The organism is Micromonospora sp. WMMD712 (assembly GCF_029581295.1).
GTDB classification, from domain to species: domain Bacteria; phylum Actinomycetota; class Actinomycetes; order Mycobacteriales; family Micromonosporaceae; genus Micromonospora; species Micromonospora carbonacea.
In genome coordinates, this window is sequence record NZ_CP120743.1 from 6689132 (window position 1) to 6706126 (window position 16995).

The window sequence follows — 16995 nt, forward strand, 5'->3', positions numbered from 1 at the left end:
TCCTGGCGGTCCTGGTCGGGGTGTGCGGTGACCGGGTGGGCCGGCGGTCCCGGCGGTCCTGGTCGGGGTGTGCGGTGACCGGGCGGGCCGGTGGGGGCCGGCGTCGGGGGCCGGTCGTCGACCCCGACGCCCCGGTGACCCGGGCGCGCGCCCGGATCGGCCGCTGGCGGGACCGGCTGCTGACGCTGGCCTGGATGGCGCTGGTCTGGTGCCTGCTCTGGGGGCGGTTCTCCTGGGGCAACCTGCTCGGTGGACTGCTCGTCGGCGGGGCGGTGCTGCTGTTCTTCCCGTTGCCGCCGGTCACCTTCGGCGGCCGGCTGCGCCCATGGGCGCTGCTGGACCTGGCCGTCCGGTTCGTCACCGAGCTGGTCAGCGCCAGCATCCACGTGGCCTGGATCGCGGTGCGGCCGGGCTACCGGCCCCGCGGCGCGATCATCGCGGTCCGGCTGCGCGTGCGCACCGACCTGAACCTGGCGCTCACGGCGGAGGCGATCTCGCTGGTGCCCGGCACCCTGATCGTCGAGGTGGACCGGGAGCGGGGCCTGCTCTACGTGCACGTGCTCGACGTACGCGGGCCGCAGGACCTGGCCGACAGCCGCGACCGGATCCTCGCCACCGAGGGCCGGATCGTCCGCGCGATCGGCTCGGCCGCCGAACTCCGCCTCCTCACCGCCCCCGCCGCCCCTCCCGGCCCGGCCTCCCGCCCCGGTCCCACCGGTTCCGCTCCGCCCACCGGTTCCGCTCCGCCCACCGGTTCCGCTCCGCCCACCGGTTCCGCTCCGCCCAGCGGTCCCGTTCGTCCCACCGAGAGGGGGGCCGACCAGTGAAGGTCGCTCTCGCCACCGTGCTCACCGTGCTCCTGTCGGTCACCGCGCTGCTGGCGCTGCTCCGGATGTACCGCGGCCCGTCCCTGCTCGACCGCGTGATCGCCGCCGACGTCCTGCTCAACACGATGGCCGGCGCGGTCGGCGCGGAGGCGGCGGTCAACCGGCACGCCACCACCCTGCCCGTGCTGGTGGTGCTCTCCCTGCTCGGCTTCGTCGGCGCGGTGGCCCTGGTCCGCTTCGCCGTCCGGGAGGAGCCGTGACCGCGGCCCACGTCCTCGCCGCCCCGCTGAGGGCGGCTCTCGACGCTCCGCCCGGCGGGTGGGCCGCGCCCGCCTGGCCGAGCGCCGGTGTCGTGGCCGACTGGCTGGGCGCGGGCTGCCTGGTCGCCGGGGCACTGCTCAGCCTCGCCGCCGGGATCGGCGTGCTGCGCTTCCCGGACGTGCTCGACCGGATGCACGCGGCCACCAAGCCGCAGGTGCTCGGCGTGCTGCTGCTGCTCGCCGGGGTGGTGCTGCGCCTGCGTACCCCGGACGACATCGGCATGATCGTGCTGGTGGCGGTCTTCCAACTGGCCACCGCCCCGGTGGCGGCCCAGATGGTCGGCCGCGCCGCGTACCGCTCGGGCCGGGTCGACCGCTCTCTCCTCGACACCGACGAACTCGCCGACGAGGGGTAAGGAAGGGCACCTTGTTAACAGGGGTCTCGTTCCACCCAGCGGGTGAGAAGGGAGCCCTTCTCTACCGTATGCGTTAACAAGGGGCCCTTCCTTACACCTTCAGCGGGCGCTCAGGTGAGGCCGATAAAATGGCGGCATGATCGACTCTTCTGCCCAGGAGGGCAGCAGTAGCCAGCCGGGTCGTGCCCGGCATCTTCCCGTTCCGACGACCCCGGGAGCCCTGAGCGACCCGTGTTGATCGTCGTCGGACTCGTCCTCATCACCGTTCTCACCGCCGCCACGGGCTACTTCGTGGCCCAGGAGTTCGGCTACGTCGCCGTGGACCGGGGCCGCCTCCGGCAGCTCGCCGACGACGGCGACCAGGCCGCCGCGCGGGCCCTGGAGGTCACCGGCCGGCTGTCGTTCATGCTCTCCGGAGCGCAGCTCGGCATCACCGTGACCGCGCTGCTGGTCGGCTACGTCGCCGAGCCGTACCTGGGCGCGGGGCTGGCCGAGCTGCTCGGCGTGGCCGGGGTCTCCACGGCCGTGGCCCTGCCGCTGTCGGTCGCGTTGGCGCTGGTCATCGCGACCGTCGTGCAGATGGTCCTCGGCGAGCTGGCCCCGAAGAACCTGGCGATCGCCCGCGCCGAGCCGCTGGCCCGGGCGCTGAGCCGGTCCACCCTCCTCTACCTGAAGATCGCCGGGCCGGTGATCACCCTGTTCGACAAGGCCGCCGTACGGCTGCTGCGCCGGCTCGGCATCGAGCCGATCGAGGAGCTGCCCAGCGGGGCCACCCCGGAGGACCTGGAGCAGATCATCGCCGAGTCCCGCGAGGAGGGGCACCTCGACGCGGAGATGTCCGACCTGCTCGACCGGGGGCTCGACTTCCGGGAGCTGACCGCCGGGGAGGCCATGGTGCCCCGGGTCGACGTGCACACCGTCCGGGCGCACGAGCCGTTGAGCCGGGTGGTGGAGCTGCTCGACACCGGGCACTCCCGGTTCCCCGTACGCGGCGCCGACGGCGTCGACGACCTGGTCGGCGTGGTCGGCATCGCCGACGTGCTGACGGTGCCGCCGGCCGAGCGCGCGACGACCCCGGTCAGCGCGGTGGCCGTACCCCCGTTGCTGGTGCCCGAGACGTTGCCGCTGCCGACGGTGCTGGACCGGCTGCGGGCCGGGCACCGGCAGCTCGCCTGCGTGGTCGACGAGTACGGCGGCTTCGCCGGCGTGATCACGCTGGAGGATCTGGCCGAGGAGCTGGTGGGCCCGATCCGCGACGAGGACGATCCGCCGGACCGGGCGCCGGCCCGGCAGGACGACGGGTCCTGGGTGGTTCCGGCGCGCTGGCGGATCGACGAGGTCGCCGACAGCACCGGCATCGAGCTGCCCGAGGCCCCCGAGTACGACACGGTCTCGGGGCTGGTCATGCGGGAGCTGGGCCGGGTGCCCGAGGTGGGCGACCGGCTGGAGATCGCGCTTCCGGTCGACGGCGACGCCGCGAACGAGGCGCGGGCCCTGGTCGAGGTGCTGGCCGTGGACCGCCACGTCGCCGACTCGGTGCGACTCCGGCTCGCCGGTGCCGCCGACGCGGCCGACTCCGCGGGCGCATGCGGCCCCGCCGACACGGCTGGCACCGCCGGCGCATGCGGCCCCGCCGACACGGCTGGCACCGCCGGCGCACGCGGCCCCGCCGACGCACCCCGCACCGTCGACGCCGCTCACGGCCGGGGGCCGGGCGGCGCCGCGGGCCGGGCGCGGGGCACGGAGGAGGCGGCATGAGCCCCGGCATCGCCCTGATCGTCTCCGTCGTGCTGCTGGCGCTGAACGGGTTCTTCGTGGCCGCCGAGTTCGCGCTGGTGGCCAGCAAGCGGTACCGGCTGGAGCAGGCCGTCGCCACCGGCGGCGGCCGGGGGGCCCGCGCGGCGCTGGACGGCGTGCGCGAGCTGTCCCTGATGCTGGCCGGCGCGCAGCTCGGCATCACGCTGTGCACCCTGGGGCTCGGCGCGCTGGCCGAGCCGGCGATCGAGCACCTGCTCAGCCCGCTGCTGCACGCCGTGGGCCTGCCGGCCGCGGCGAGTCACGTCGTGGCGCTGGTCTTCGCCCTGGGCCTGGTCACCTTCCTGCACCTGGTGGTCGGCGAGATGGCCCCGAAGTCGTGGGCGATCACCGACGCGGAGCGGTCGGCGACCCTGCTGGCGCTGCCGTTCCGGGCCTTCGCCCGGGTGGCGCGGCCGGTGCTGTCGGGGCTGAACGCGGTCGCCAACGCGATGCTGCGGCTGGTGCGGGTGCGCCCGCAGGACCAGCTCGCCCAGGTGCACGGCCCCGACGAGCTGCGGATCCTGCTGGAGCAGTCCCGCGAGCACGGGCTGCTCGGCGCGGAGCAGCACCGGATGCTCACCAGCATGCTGGAGCTCCAGGGCACCACGGTCGCGCAGGTGATGGAGCCCTTCGACCGGATCGTCACGGTCGGCCGGGACGACCCGGCCGAGCGGGTCGAGGAGGTCTCCCGCGGCAGCGGCCGGTCCCGGTTGGCCGTGCTCGACGGCGGCGGCGAGGTGTGCGGCCTGGTGCACGTGCGGGAGGCCGTGCGGGCCACCACGACGGGCCGGGCGGCGACCGCCGGGGAGCTGATGACCGACGCGTTCACGCTGCCGGCGTCCGCGTCGGTGACGGAGGCCGTGACCGCGATGAAGGACCGGCGGGCCCAGCTCGCCCTGGTCCGCAACGGCGGCGGCCCGACCCGCCCGATCGGTTTCGTGGCGCTGGAGGACCTGCTGGAGGAGGTCATCGGCGAGTTCGACGACGAGACCGACCCGGTGCCGCGGGGCCGCCGGATGCGCTGACGACCCGCCGACGTCCGCGCGGCCGGCCCGGCGTCACCGGGCCGGCCCCGGCGTCCGCGCCGGCCGGGCAGGACTGTCCGGCCGGCGGCGGGGAAAGCCGTGCCACCACCGAGGGGGTACGGAGGAAGCGCCGTGCGGTTGACCGGGGTGTCGCCGGAGTCCGGCTGGACCGGGCTGTCCGTGCGGACCACGTTGCCCAACCCGAGCACGCGGCCGGGGCTGCGGCTGCCCGGCCGGGTGGTCCTGCGCGCCGGGCCGGACGACGTGCCGGTCCGGCGGCTCCGGCTCGGCCTGGTCAGCCAGGTCGAGCCGGACGACCCGGGCGCGCCGAGGCGGCTCGTCCAGTTCCACCAGGTGACGATCGCGGGCGCGTTCGTGGTGCCGGCCGGGCGGCGGCGGGCGGTCGACTTCGCCGTGCCGCTGCCCTGGGAGACCCCGGTGACGGTCTTCGGCGGGGTGCCGCTGATGAGCCTGCGGACGGGGCTGCGCACGGAGGCGTCCCTCGACGTGGACCTGGAGCAGGGCGCGCTGGTGCCGGTCTTCGTGCACCCCCTGCCGACCCAGCAGCACGTCCTCGCCGCGTTGGACGCGCTCGGCTTCAGCATGCGCCAGGCCGGCCTGGTCGACGGCCGGCTGCCCGGGGTGGAGCAGGTGCTCCCGCTGCACCAGCGGCTCGGCTGGTGGGTGGCCCCGCTGTACGCCGGGCCGATCACCGAGCTGGAGGTGGTCTTCGTGGCGAACCCGGCGGGGCTGGAGGTGCTGCTGTGGGCCGACCGGCGGCTCTCCCTCGCCGGCGTCACCCACCAGAGCATCAGCCGGTTCCGGGTCTGGCACGCGGGCGCGGACCGGGTGGACTGGGTCGCGGTAGTCGACGGCTGGCTGCGGCACGCGATCAACCGGCACGCCGCCGCAGCGTCGCACGCCCACTGGTCGGCCCGGATCACCGAGTCGGCGCACGTCAGCCGCCCCCCGGACCAGCCGGTCCGCCCCGGCTACGGCCTCGGCGGCACCGCCGGCGGGGCGGGCATCGGCGGCGGGGGCGGGGGCGGCGACGGCACCTGACGCGCCCTGCCCCTCGTGCCGTCCGCCGCGGCCGAGCGCCGTCCGCCGCGGCCGAGCGCCGTCCGCCGCGGCCGAGCGCCGTCCGCCGCGGCCGAGCGCCGCCCGCCGCGGCCGAGCGCCGCCCGCCGCGGCCGTGCGCCGCCCGCGCCGGGCGGCGCGGTAAGAAGGGGACCCTTCTATACCGTATGCGTTAACAAGGGGCCCTTCCTTACACCGAGGCGGTGGCGAGCTTGACGCTGAAGCCGAGGAAGACCGCCGCCACGCCGGTGGTCGCCCCGGCGGCCAGCCGCCGCCGCTGCCGGAACTGCGCCGCCAGGAACGTGCCCGCGAAGATCAGCGCGGTCAGGTACAGCACGCTGGTGACCTGGGCGATCAGCCCGAGCAGCAGGAACGACAGCGCCGGCCAGGCGTACCCGGGGTCGACGAACTGGATGAAGAACGACACGAAGAACAGGATCGCCTTCGGGTTGAGCAGGCTGATCACCAGCGCCCGCCGGAACGGGCTGCGCAGCTCCGCCGGCTCGGCGGCGTCGATCAGGCGCGGCGTGGCGGGGTCGTTGCGGTCCCGCCAGCGCCGCCACGCGCCGCGCAGCATGGTCAGCCCGACCCACCCGAGGTACGCCGCGCCCGCGTACTTCACCACCAGGAACAGCGGCGGGTACGCCTTGAGCAGCGACGCCACCCCGGCGGCGGAGAGCGTCATCAGCGCCGCGTCGCCGAGGAAGACCCCGCCGGCGGCCCGGTAGCCGGCGCGTACCCCGCGCTTGGCGGCGGTGGAGAGCACGAAGAGCGAGTTGGGGCCGGGGAGCAGCACGATCGCCACGGTCCCCAGCACGTACGTCCAGATGTCGGTGATGCCCAGCACGCCCGACATCATCGCGCCGGCACCGGGCCGGGGCGAAGCCGTTCCCGCAGCCTGGCCTGTGCGTTCGGCCACTCCTCGTCGGTCAGCGAATACTGCACGGTGTCCCGCCAGGTGCCGTCGGGGCGCAGCCGGTGCCGGCGCAGCACCCCCTCGCGGGTGGCGCCGAGCCGCTCGATGGCCCGCTGGGAGCGCTCGTTGCGGATGTCGGTGTGCCAGACCACCCGTACCGCGCCCAGCTCCTCGAAGGCGCGGGTGAGCAGCAGCAGCTTCGCCTCCGTGTTGACGCCGGTGCGCCACCAGGGCCGGCCCAGGTAGGTGTAGCCGATGGCGACCGCCCGGCGGTCGGGGTCGACCTCGTAGTACGACGTGCTGCCGACGACCGCCCCGGTGACGGCGCAGCGCTGCACCCACGGCACCCGCTCGCCGCGGTGGTGGGCGTCGAGGGCGGCCCGGATCGTCTCGGCCGTGCCGGCCGGGTCGGCGGGCCGGTGGCTGCCCAGGTGCTGCCACACCTGCGGGTCGGCGGTGGCGGCGTGCAGGTCGTCGGCGTGCGCGAGGTCCAGCGGTTCGAGGACGACGTGCGCGCCCCGCAGCGTGGCCGGCTCCAGCCAGGGCGAGCGGTCCGGCCGCAGGTACGCCGGCAGCGGCGCGGTCACGCCCGCGTCGGGCTCGGGCCGCCCGGCGGTCAGCCGCAGCGGCAGCACCCCGGCCCAGTGCGGCAGGTCGTGGTCGCCGGGTTCGTCGCGTACGCCGCCGGCGCGGGCGCGGACGGAGACCTCGCGCAGCGGCAGCGCCAGCACGGCGGTCTCGGCGAGTTCGCGGCGGCTGGGCGGGCGGCTGTCGGCGCTGCGCCCGGCGGCGGCCTTCTCCACCAGGGCGGTCAGCACGGCCGACTTCTCCCCGGCGTCGGTGACCAGGTGCGCGGTGCCGTGCGCGACCACCGACCGGTAGTTGGCGCTGTGGTGGAACTGGGAGCGGCCGTAGACCAGCCCGTCGAGCAGGGTGACCGCCACGCAGACGGGCAGGCCGTCGCCCCGGGCGGCGAGCAGCGGCCGGCTCCCGGTGGAGCCGTGCAGGTAGAGCGTGTCGCCGACGCGGACGTGCAGGGTGGGCAGCACCCGGGGCTCGCCGTCGACGGTGAACGCGAGCGCGCAGTGGTACGCCTCGTCGAGCACGGCGTGCGCGGCGGCCCGGTCGTAGCTCATCCGGTCGCGGCTGCGGGTGGCGGTGGTCCGGGGGGTGGGTGGGTACATGCGAGGACCCGCTTTCGTGCTAGTACAATCCTCGAATTGTGTCAGCACGATATCAGGTCACCGGCCGGACGGCCGCCGAGATCTCCGCCAGCATCGAGTCGGGCGTCCGCGTCGGCGCCCTGCCGGCCGGGGCCGCCCTGCCCCCGGTGCGGGCCCTCGCCGCCGAGCTGGGCGTCAGCCCGGCCACGGTGGCCCGCGCCTACCAGGACCTGCGGCAGCGCGGCCTGCTCGCCACCGCCGGCCGGCACGGCACCCGGGTCCGCCCCCGCCCGCCGGTCGCCACCCGCCGCGCGCTGCGCCCGAGCACCGCGCCCGGCGTCCGCGACCTGTCCCTCGGCGAGCCCGACACCCGGCTGCTTCCGCCGCTCGGTCCGCACCTGGCCGCCCTCGCCGCCGAGTTCGGCACCCCCACCGGGTACGCGTCGGCCGGCGTCCTGCCCGAGCTGGCCGACGCGGCCCGGGAGCGGCTCGCCGCCGACGGGGTGCCGGCCGACGACGTCACGGTCACCGGCGGTGCGCTCGACGGCATCGAGCGGCTGCTCGCCGCCCACCTGCGCCCCGGCGACGCGGTCGCCGTCGAGGACCCGGGCTGGGCCAACCTCCTCGACCTCGTCGCCGCCCTCGGGCTGCGCCCGATCGGGGTGCCAGTGGACGACGAGGGCCCGGTCGAGGCCGGCGTACGCGCCGCGCTGGCCGCCGGGGCCCGCGCCCTGGTGGTGACCAGCCGGGCGCAGAACCCGACCGGGGCGGCCGTCTCCGCCGACCGGGCCGCCGCGCTGCGCGCCCTCCTCGCCGGCCGCGAGGACCTGCTGCTGATCGAGGACGACCACGCCGCCGAGCTGGCCCGCGTACCGCTGCACCCGCTCGCCGGGGTGACCGGGGCGTGGGCCTTCGTCCGGTCGGTGAGCAAGCCCTACGGGCCCGACCTGCGGCTGGCCGTGCTGGCCGGCGACGAGGCCACCGTGGCCCGGGTCGCCGGTCGGGCCCGCGTCGGCGCCGGCTGGGTCTCCACCGTGCTGCAACGCCTCGTGCTCGCCCTGTGGCGCGACCCGGCCACGGCCGCCCTGGTCGACCGGGCCGGCGTCGACTACGAGCGCCGCCGCGGCCACCTGCTCGCCGCGCTGGCCGCGCGGGGGCTGGCCGGGCACGGCCGCACCGGCATCAACGTCTGGCTCCCGGTGCCCGACGAGACCAGCGCCGTCACCGCCCTGCGCGACGCCGGCTGGGCGGTGGCCCCGGGCGCGCTGTTCCGCATCGCCGCCGCCCCCGGCGTGCGCGTCACGGTCAGCCAGCTGGACCCCGCCGACCTCCCGCCCCTGGCGGACGCGCTCGCCGCCGCCGTCTCCCCCCACCCCCCACCCCCCTTCACCGCGTGACCGGCCGCCCCCGGGCCGGGCGGGGCGCGCCGGGTGGGGGTGCCAGCGTGGGCGGGGCGGCGGGGGGTAGAAAGATCGGCATGACGGACAAGACCGACACCGCCCCCGGTGCGCAGCAGTTCATCCCGCCGCAGGCCGACACCCTCGACGCGCTGCGCGCCGCCGCGGGCGGCTGCCGGGGCTGCGAGCTGCACCGGGACGCCACCCAGACGGTCTTCGGCCGCGGCGGCGCCGACGCCCGGGTGGTGCTGGTCGGCGAGCAGCCCGGCGACATGGAGGACCAGAAGGGGCTGCCGTTCGTCGGGCCGGCCGGCCGGCTGCTGCGCCGGGCGGTCGACGACGCCGGGCTCGACCCGACGGGGCTCTACCTCACCAACGCCGTGAAACACTTCCGCTTCGAGCTGCGCGGCCGGCGGCGCATCCACCAGACCCCGGACCGGGTGCACGTCACCGCGTGCCGCCCCTGGCTGGTGGCCGAGTTCGCCCGGCTGCGCCCGGAGCTCGTCGTCGTGCTCGGCGCGACCGCCGCCAAGGCGCTGCTCGGCCCGTCGTTCCGGGTCACCCGGCAGCGCGGCACGCTGATGCCCTGGCCGGCGTCGGCCGAGCGGCCGGAGGACTTCGCCCGGGTGCCGGTCGACTCGGCGGGCGGGGTCGCCGACGCCCCGGCGGCCCGGCTCCTGGCCACCATCCACCCGTCGGCGGTGCTGCGCGCCGACGACCAGGACACCGCGTACGCCGGGCTGGTCGCCGACCTGACGGTCGCCGCCCGGGCCCTCGCGGCCTGACCCGCCGCCGCCCGGGTCCACCGCCGACCGCCCCCGGCCCCGGCCGCCGCCCCGTCGCCGGGCTGGTCCGCCGCCGATCATGGACGGTTGTGGTCCGACGGGACCGCAACTGTCCAAGGTCCGGGTGCGTGCGTGAGGATGGGCGGGCCGCACCCCCCGCCGGAGCCCCGGCCGTCACCGAGGAGCCGCCGATGGCCACCGACCTCACCGCGCCGGCACCGAGCCGCGCCGACGTCGCCCCGATCCAGCGCCGCACGCTGCGGCTGCTCGTCGTGACCCAGATCATCGGCGGCATCGGGGTCACCATCGGCATCTCGGTCGGCGCGCTGCTCGCGGCCCGGGTCGCCGGCACGGCGATCGCCGGCCTGGCGCAGAGCGCGGCGGTGGTCGGCGGCGCGTTGCTCGCCGTCCCGGTCACCCGGATCATGACCGGGCACGGCCGCCGGCCGGGGCTGGTCACCGCGTACCTGGTCGGGGCGGTGGGGGGCGTGCTGGTGGTGCTCGCCGCGGCGACCCGCCAGGTGCCGCTGCTCTTCCTCGGCATGCTGCTGTTCGGCGGGGGCTCGGCGGCCAACCTCCAGGCCCGCTACACGGCCGTGGACCTCGCCGAGCCGGCCCGCCGGGGCCGCCAGCTCTCGCTGGTCGTCTGGGCCACCACGATCGGTGCGGTGGCCGCGCCGAACTTCGCCGCGCTGGCCGACCGCACCACCCGGGGGTGGGGGCTGCCGTCGCTGGCCGGCCCGTTCGCGTTCAGCGCGGTGGCGTTCGCCCTGACCGCCGGCGTACTGCTGGTGCTGCTGCGGCCCGACCCGCTGCTCACCGCGCGCCGGCTGGCGGACGCCGAGGCCGCTCCCGACGCCGCCACCGCTCCCGACGCCACTGCTCCCGGCAAGGCCGCCGGGCCGGCGGCGACCGGGCGGCGCGGCGCGGGCATGCGGGCCGCCTGGCGGGTGGTCCGCGAGCGGCCGGCGGCCCGGCTGGGCATCGCCGCCGTCGCGGTCGGCCACCTCGTGATGGTCGCGGTGATGTCGATGACCCCGGTACGCCTCGGCGAGTACCACGACGACTCCGCCGTGCTCGGGGTGGTCGGGGTGGTGCTCAGCCTGCACATCGCCGGCATGTACGCGTTCTCCCCGGTGGTCGGCTGGCTCACCGACCGGCTCGGCCGGCGGCCGGTGATCCTCGGCGGCCTGGCCGTGCTGCTGGTCGCCTGCGCGGTGGCGGGCGCCTCCGGGCACCACACGCCCGGCCTCTCGGTCGGCCTGGTCCTGCTCGGGCTCGGCTGGTCCGGGACCATGGTGGCCGGCTCCACCCTGCTGTCGGAGTCGGTGCCCGCCGACGTGCGGCCCAGCGTGCAGGGCCTCTCCGACCTGACGATGGGCCTGGCGGGGGCCGCCGCCGGCGCGCTGAGCGGGTTCGTCATGCAGGTCGCCGGGTATCCGACGCTGACCCTGCTGGCCGCGATCGCGACGGTGCCGCTGCTGGCGCTAGCGTTGCGTGCGGTGCCCGGGCGGGCGCCGGACGAGGAGGAGTGACCGTGCGGCTGACCGACTTCTGGGCCCGGCTGGAGGAGGCGTTCGGCCCGGGGTACGCGGGCAGCATCGCCTCGGACCAGGTGCTGTCCCAGCTCGGCGGGCGGACCATCGAGCAGGCGCTCCGCTCGGGTGAGCAGACCCACGTCGTGTGGCGGGCGGTGGTCGCCGCGTACCCCGACCGGGTGCCCGCGCGACTACGCTGAGCAGCCTTTTCTTTCCTCCCGCGTGTCGCTTGTCGAGTCGTACACCTGTTCGGCTATTGTCCACAGCGGGGTGCTCGTCCACAGCTCGCGGCCCGTCGGCTGGTTTTCTGTCGGACCCAGCGCCTAGCGTGTCCGCGTGACGCGAAGCTCAGGAAAGACGCCGGCGAAGGCAGGGGTGGCAACGATGGCGGCAGGTCCTGACCGGGAGAAGGCGCTCGACCTTGCTCTCGCTCAGATCGACAAGCAGTTCGGCAAGGGTTCGGTGATGCGCCTGGGGGAGCGCCCTGTCGTGCAGACCTCGGTCATCCCGACCGGGTCCATCGCCCTCGACGTGGCCCTCGGCGTGGGGGGCCTGCCCCGCGGCCGGGTGGTCGAGATCTACGGCCCGGAATCCAGCGGTAAGACGACGGTGGCCCTGCACGCGGTGGCCAACGCCCAGCGGGCCGGCGGCATCGCCGCGTTCGTCGACGCCGAGCACGCGCTCGACCCGGAATACGCGAAGGCCCTGGGCGTCGACACCGACGCCCTGCTGGTCTCGCAGCCCGACACCGGCGAGCAGGCGCTGGAGATCGCGGACATGCTGGTCCGCTCCGGCGCGATCGACATCATCGTGATCGACTCGGTGGCGGCCCTGGTGCCGCGCGCCGAGATCGAGGGCGAGATGGGCGACAGCCACGTGGGCCTCCAGGCCCGGCTGATGAGCCAGGCGCTGCGGAAGATCACCGGTGTGCTCAACAACACCGGCACCACGGCGATCTTCATCAACCAGCTCCGCGAGAAGATCGGTGTGATGTTCGGGTGCATGTCGTACTCGACCAGGGTCACCCTGGCCGACGGCACGCAGGAGAAGATCGGCAAGATCGTCAATCAGCGGATGGACGTCGAGGTTCTCTCCTACGACCCGGAGACCGACCGGGTGGAGCCGAAGCGCATCACCAACTGGTTCAACAACGGCCCTGCGGAGGAGTTCCTCCAGTTCACGGTGGCGAAGTCGGGCGGCAACGGGAGGGCGCAGTTCGCGGCCACGGCCAACCACCTGATCCGCACGCCGGGCGGCTGGCGGGAAGCCGGCGAGCTGATCGCCGGCGACCGCGTGATGCTGGCCGAGTCGCGCCGCCTCAGCGAGCAGCAGTGGCAGGTCGTCCTGGGCTCGCTGATGGGTGACGGCAACCTCTCGCCTAACCGCCGCGACCGCAACGGAGTCCGGTTCCGCCTCGGTCACGGTGCTGCGCAGGCCGACTACCTGGACTGGAAGGTCTCCCTGCTCGGCAACATCACGCACTCCCGGCGTACCGACGCACGGGGTGCCGCGTTTGCCGACTTCACGCCGCTGCCCGAGCTCGACGAGCTGCGCCGGGCGGTCTACCTGGGCGACGGCAAGAAGCACCTCAGCTGGGACTACCTCAAGGCGTTGACTCCGCTGGCCCTCGCGGTGTGGTACATGGACGACGGCTGCTTCACCCTTCGTTCCAAGGGTGTGCAGGAGCGCACGGCGGGTGGTTCCGGCCGGATCGAGATCTGTGTCGAGGCCATGGCGGAGGGCAGCCGGGTCCGGCTCGTCGAGCACCTGCGCGACGCGTACGGGCTGGACGTGAAGCTCGCCTCCCGTGGCGCCCGGGGCACCGCCTCGGTGATCTTCACGACTGAGGCGTCTGCCCGCTTCCAGGAACTGGTCGCGCCCTATGTGCCGGCGGCGATGGAGTCCAAGCTGCTGCCCCGGTTCCGTGGCCAGTGCGCGGTCGAGCCGCAGTTCGTCGCGGCGGAGCTGACGCCGGTGCCGGCCCGGATCATCGACGTGCACGTCAAGCCCAAGGGCCGGTCCATGAACCGGTTCGACATCGAGGTCGAGGGCAACCACAACTACTTCGTCGACGGCGTGATGGTGCACAACAGCCCCGAGACCACCACCGGTGGCCGGGCGCTGAAGTTCTACGCCTCGGTCCGGCTCGACGTGCGCCGCATCGAGAGCCTGAAGGACGGCACCGACGTGGTCGGCAACCGCACCCGGGTCAAGGTGGTGAAGAACAAGGTCGCCGCGCCGTTCAAGCAGGCCGAGTTCGACATCATGTACGGCAAGGGCATCTCCCGCGAGGGCTCGCTCATCGACGTGGGCGTGGAGCAGGCGATCATCCGCAAGTCCGGCGCCTGGTACACCTACGACGGCGACCAGCTCGGCCAGGGCAAGGAGAAGGCCCGCGAGTTCCTCCGCGAGAACCCGGACGTGGCGGCCGAGATCGAGAAGAAGATCCTGGAGAAGCTCGGCGTCGGGGTCGGCGCGGGTGACGCCGCCGGTGGCCCGGAGCTGCCGCCGGTCGACTTCTGACCGGTCGCTGACCAGTGACAGGACGACGCGCCCGCACGGGGCGGGGCTGGGATGCCAGCCCGCCCCGCGCGGGTGACGCCGCCGGCCCGCCCCGTCCCCGGCGCGGCCGGCGTGCCCCCACCGACGGGGCGATCCCCCCGGAGGTCGGCGCGGACGCGCCGCACGACACCGGGGCGTCGCCACGTGACGAGGCGGAGCTGGCCCGGGAGGTCTGCCTGCGTCAGCTCGCCGTGCGCCCGCGTACCCGGGCCGAGCTGGCCGCCGCGCTGGCCAAGCGGGGGATCTCCGAGGAGGTGTCCGCCGGGGTGCTCGACCGCTACGACGAGGTCGGCATCATCGACGACGCCGCGTTCGCCCGCGCCTGGGTGTCCAGCCGGCACGCCGGCCGGGGGCTGGCCCGCCGGGCCCTGGCCAACGAGCTGCGGCGGCGGGGCGTGGACGGTGAGGTGGCCAGCGAGGCCCTCGACGAGCTGGACGAGGAGACCGAGGCCGAGACGGCCCGGGCGCTGGTCGACCGGAAGCTGCGCACGGCCCGGGGGGAGCCGGACGCCGTCTTCCGCCGCCTCGTCGGCATGCTCGCCCGCAAGGGCTACCCGCCGGGCGTGGCGATCCGGGCCGTGAAGGACGCGCTCGCCGCGCAGAGCGCCGAGGCGGCCGAGTTCGCCGACGGCATCGACGCCGACGCGCTCGCCGACGCGGAGGGCGAGCTCACCCCGGACCCCCGCCCGCTCGACTGAGCGGGCCCGTCGAGGCGCGCCTGGCCGGCGGCGGGCCGCAGTCCGGCCCGGCTGGGCGCGCGCCGGGGCGGCTCCGGCCGTACGGCGTCGACGATTCCCGCTGAGCGGGACGGGTCCGGTCTCCTTTGTCCGGTCGTGTCCGGCGCGGCATCAGCGGTTAGTGACTCGTCAACTTCTCTCCGTTCGGGGGGTTTGATCATGAGTCCTTGACCAGACGGCACCCGGAGACCTAGCCTCGCCATACAGGCTCACATTGCCCGACCAAGCGCAAGCAAAGCGCACAACATAGATCGCGTAACAGAACAGCATCACTTTGGCCGGCTCGCCGGTCTGCGGTGTCAGCTCCGGACAGGCCGGTCCGGGGTCGGCACGACAACTGCACCCGGCCGTCGGCGATGCCCCGTGGGCACCGCCGGCGGAAAGCTATCCACGGCCAGTCGCTCAGGTCGGGCGTCTCAGAGCCGCAGCGCACGTGCCCACCCGGCACGCTCACTGCGGTGCCGACGTTCAGGGGAGGCGGCCATGGCGGGGCGGCAGAGGTCCACGGGTGGTCCCGGCAGGGCGGCGGTCGGCGACGGCGCACGCCGCAGTGCGCGGGCGGCAGACGACAGCGGTCCGCAGGCGTCGGCCGGCAGGCGGGTCGCGGCCGGCGACAGCGGCAGGCCGGCGGCGGCTGACGCCGGCCTGCCGGCGTCAGCCGGCAACGGCGCACGGGCGGCGGCGCGGTCCCGGTCCGGCGCGGAGACGCGGCCGTGAACGCCTTCGACGCCGTCCTCCTCGGGGTGGTACTGGTCCTCGTCCTGGTCGTGGTCGGCGCGGTGCTGGTGGGCATGCGGACGATGCGCCGGCTCAGCGCGGCGCCCCGCCCGGAGGACCCGGCCTACATCGCCGAGAAGGACCGCCAGGAGCAGTCGCTGGCCGCCCTGCGCACCGCCGCCGACGAGGTGAACAGCACCATCGACGTGGCCAAGTCCGCCGCGTCGGCGGCGCGCGCCGAGGCCGCCGCCGCGAAGGCCGAGGCGAAGGCGGCCCGGGCCGAGGCCCGTCGGGTGCTCGACGACGCCCGCGCGGAGGCCGACACCGTCCTGGAGCGGGCCCACAAGCAGGCCGAGGCCGACGCCGAGCAACTGCGCACGGCGGCCCGCCGCAGCGGGGAACGCGAGGTCGCCGTGCTCGCCGCGACCACCCGGGAACAGGCCGCCGAGGTGGAACGGCGGGCCGCCCGGATGGACGAGCGGGAGCGGCTGCACACCGAGGAGGTGGAGCGGCTGGCCGACCGGGAGCGGCAGCTCACCGCCGCCAGCGCCGCGCTCGCCGCCCGCGAGTCCGCGCTGGCCGAGCGCGAGCAGGCCGTCGCCGAGGCCGAGGAGCAGCGCCGCCGCGAGTTGGAGCGCGTCGCCGGGCTGACCGCCGACGCCGCCCGCGCCGAGCTGATCGAGGTGATCGAGACCCAGGCGAAGCGGGAGGCCGCGCTGCTGGTGCGGGACATCGAGTCCGACGCCCGCAACACCGCCGAACAGCGCGCCCGGCACATCGTGGTGGACGCCATCCAGCGGGTGGCCAGCGAGCAGACCGCGGAGAGCGTGGTCAGCGTCCTGCACCTGCCCGGTGACGAGATGAAGGGGCGGATCATCGGCCGGGAGGGGCGCAACATCCGCGCCTTCGAGTCGGTCACCGGGGTCAACCTGATCATCGACGACACCCCCGAGGCCGTGCTGCTGTCCTGCTTCGACCCGGTCCGCCGCGAGGTCGGCCGGTTGACGCTGGAGAAGCTCGTGCTCGACGGCCGGATCCACCCGCACCGGATCGAGGAGGTCTACGACCTGGCCCGACAGGAGGTGGAACAGCTCTGCCACCGGGCCGCCGAGGACGCCCTCGTCGAGGTCGGCATCACCGAGATCCACCCCGAGCTGGTAAGCCTGCTCGGGCGGCTGCGCTACCGCACCTCGTACGGGCAGAACGTGCTCAAGCACCTCGTGGAGACCGCGCACATCGCCGGGATCATGGCCGCCGAACTGCGGCTGGACGTGCCGACCATCAAGCGGTCGGCGTTCCTGCACGACATCGGCAAGGCGCTCACCCACGAGGTCGAGGGCAGCCACGCCATCATCGGCGCGGACCTGGCCCGCAAGTACGGCGAGAGCGAGGACGTCGTCCACGCGATCGAGGCGCACCACAACGAGGTGCCGCCGCAGACCATCGAGGCCGTGCTCACCCAGGCGTCCGACGCCTGCTCCGGCGGGCGGCCGGGGGCGCGGCGGGAGAGCCTTGAGGCGTACGTCAAGCGGCTGGAGCGGATCGAGGAGATCGCGGCCGGGAAGCTCGGCGTGGAGAAGGTCTTCGCCATGCAGGCGGGCCGGGAGATCCGGGTGATGGTCAAGCCCGACGACGTCGACGACATCGGCGCGGCGGTCCTGGCCCGGGACGTGGCCAAGCAGATCGAGGAGGAGCTGACCTACCCGGGGCAGATCCGGGTGACCGTGGTCCGCGAGTCCCGGGTCACCGAGATCGCCCGCTGACAGCCACCGGCT

Annotated in this window: 13 protein-coding genes and 4 pseudogenes; 15 read left to right on the forward strand and 2 right to left on the reverse strand. The window is 75.3% G+C overall.

Annotated elements, in window-relative coordinates; genetic code table 11:
• Positions 1–74 precede the first annotated feature (74 nt).
• The 6 genes and pseudogenes from O7633_RS28930 to O7633_RS28955 all read left to right on the forward strand — a co-directional run bounded on the left by O7633_RS28930 (position 75) and on the right by O7633_RS28955 (position 5387).
• On the forward strand, positions 75–827 hold the full coding sequence (locus tag O7633_RS28930; RefSeq protein WP_282324651.1) for a Na+/H+ antiporter subunit E: 753 nt from the start codon (positions 75–77) through the stop codon (positions 825–827).
• Positions 824–1087, forward strand: a complete 264-nt coding sequence (locus O7633_RS28935; protein WP_282324652.1) for a monovalent cation/H+ antiporter complex subunit F — start codon at positions 824–826, stop codon at positions 1085–1087. The genes O7633_RS28930 and O7633_RS28935 overlap by 4 nt, the downstream gene beginning before the upstream one ends.
• Positions 1084–1503 carry a monovalent cation/H(+) antiporter subunit G gene (mnhG, locus tag O7633_RS28940; RefSeq protein ID WP_282324653.1) on the forward strand — a complete coding sequence of 140 codons (420 nt, stop codon included), beginning with the start codon at positions 1084–1086 and terminating at the stop codon, positions 1501–1503. Before O7633_RS28935 ends, mnhG begins: the two co-directional genes overlap by 4 nt.
• Before the next feature lie 231 nt (positions 1504–1734).
• Positions 1735–3054 (forward strand): annotated as a pseudogene (locus O7633_RS28945) (hemolysin family protein); the annotation flags it as partial.
• A 203-nt stretch (positions 3055–3257) separates the two neighbouring features.
• Positions 3258–4325, forward strand: a complete 1068-nt coding sequence (locus O7633_RS28950) for a hemolysin family protein (protein ID WP_074473934.1) — start codon at positions 3258–3260, stop codon at positions 4323–4325.
• 132 nt (positions 4326–4457) lie between these two features.
• Complete coding sequence (locus tag O7633_RS28955) at positions 4458–5387, forward strand: sporulation protein (protein WP_278133111.1); 930 nt, start codon at positions 4458–4460, stop codon at positions 5385–5387.
• A gap of 208 nt (positions 5388–5595) precedes the next feature.
• Here O7633_RS28955 and leuE read toward each other — a convergent pair whose 3' ends face one another.
• Complete coding sequence (gene leuE, locus O7633_RS28960) at positions 5596–6264, reverse strand: leucine efflux protein LeuE (RefSeq protein ID WP_282324654.1); 669 nt, start codon at positions 6262–6264, stop codon at positions 5596–5598.
• On the reverse strand, positions 6261–7505 hold the full coding sequence (locus O7633_RS28965) for a bifunctional pyridoxamine 5'-phosphate oxidase family protein/GNAT family N-acetyltransferase (RefSeq protein WP_282324655.1): 1245 nt from the start codon (positions 7503–7505) through the stop codon (positions 6261–6263). Before O7633_RS28965 ends, leuE begins: the two co-directional genes overlap by 4 nt.
• A 38-nt stretch (positions 7506–7543) precedes the next feature.
• Between O7633_RS28965 and O7633_RS28970 the strand changes: the two genes are divergently transcribed.
• The 9 genes and pseudogenes from O7633_RS28970 (at position 7544) to rny (ending at position 16983) form a co-directional block, all read left to right on the forward strand.
• Entirely contained in the window at positions 7544–8881 is a 1338-nt protein-coding gene (locus O7633_RS28970) for an aminotransferase class I/II-fold pyridoxal phosphate-dependent enzyme (protein WP_282324656.1), read from the forward strand.
• Between the two features lie 80 nt (positions 8882–8961).
• A complete protein-coding gene (locus O7633_RS28975; protein WP_074473938.1) occupies positions 8962–9666 on the forward strand; it encodes a UdgX family uracil-DNA binding protein in 705 nt (234 codons plus the stop codon).
• A 191-nt stretch (positions 9667–9857) separates the two neighbouring features.
• Positions 9858–11201, forward strand: a complete 1344-nt coding sequence (locus O7633_RS28980) for an MFS transporter (RefSeq protein ID WP_282324657.1) — start codon at positions 9858–9860, stop codon at positions 11199–11201.
• A 2-nt stretch (positions 11202–11203) separates the two neighbouring features.
• On the forward strand, positions 11204–11404 hold the full coding sequence (locus O7633_RS28985) for a DUF3046 domain-containing protein (RefSeq protein WP_074473940.1): 201 nt from the start codon (positions 11204–11206) through the stop codon (positions 11402–11404).
• Positions 11405–11588: 184 nt separating this feature from the next.
• Positions 11589–12203: pseudogene (gene recA / locus O7633_RS28990) on the forward strand (recombinase RecA); the annotation flags it as partial.
• A 3-nt stretch (positions 12204–12206) separates the two neighbouring features.
• Positions 12207–13055 (forward strand): annotated as a pseudogene (locus O7633_RS28995) (recombinase RecA); the annotation flags it as partial.
• Between the two features lie 135 nt (positions 13056–13190).
• A pseudogene (locus tag O7633_RS29000) lies at positions 13191–13727 on the forward strand (recombinase RecA); the annotation flags it as partial.
• Between the two features lie 14 nt (positions 13728–13741).
• Positions 13742–14464 (forward strand): regulatory protein RecX, encoded by a 723-nt coding sequence (locus O7633_RS29005; protein ID WP_282324658.1) that lies wholly within the window; start codon positions 13742–13744, stop codon positions 14462–14464.
• Positions 14465–15216: 752 nt separating this feature from the next.
• Positions 15217–16983 (forward strand): ribonuclease Y, encoded by a 1767-nt coding sequence (gene rny / locus O7633_RS29010; protein WP_282324659.1) that lies wholly within the window; start codon positions 15217–15219, stop codon positions 16981–16983.
• Positions 16984–16995: the final 12 nt, after the last annotated feature.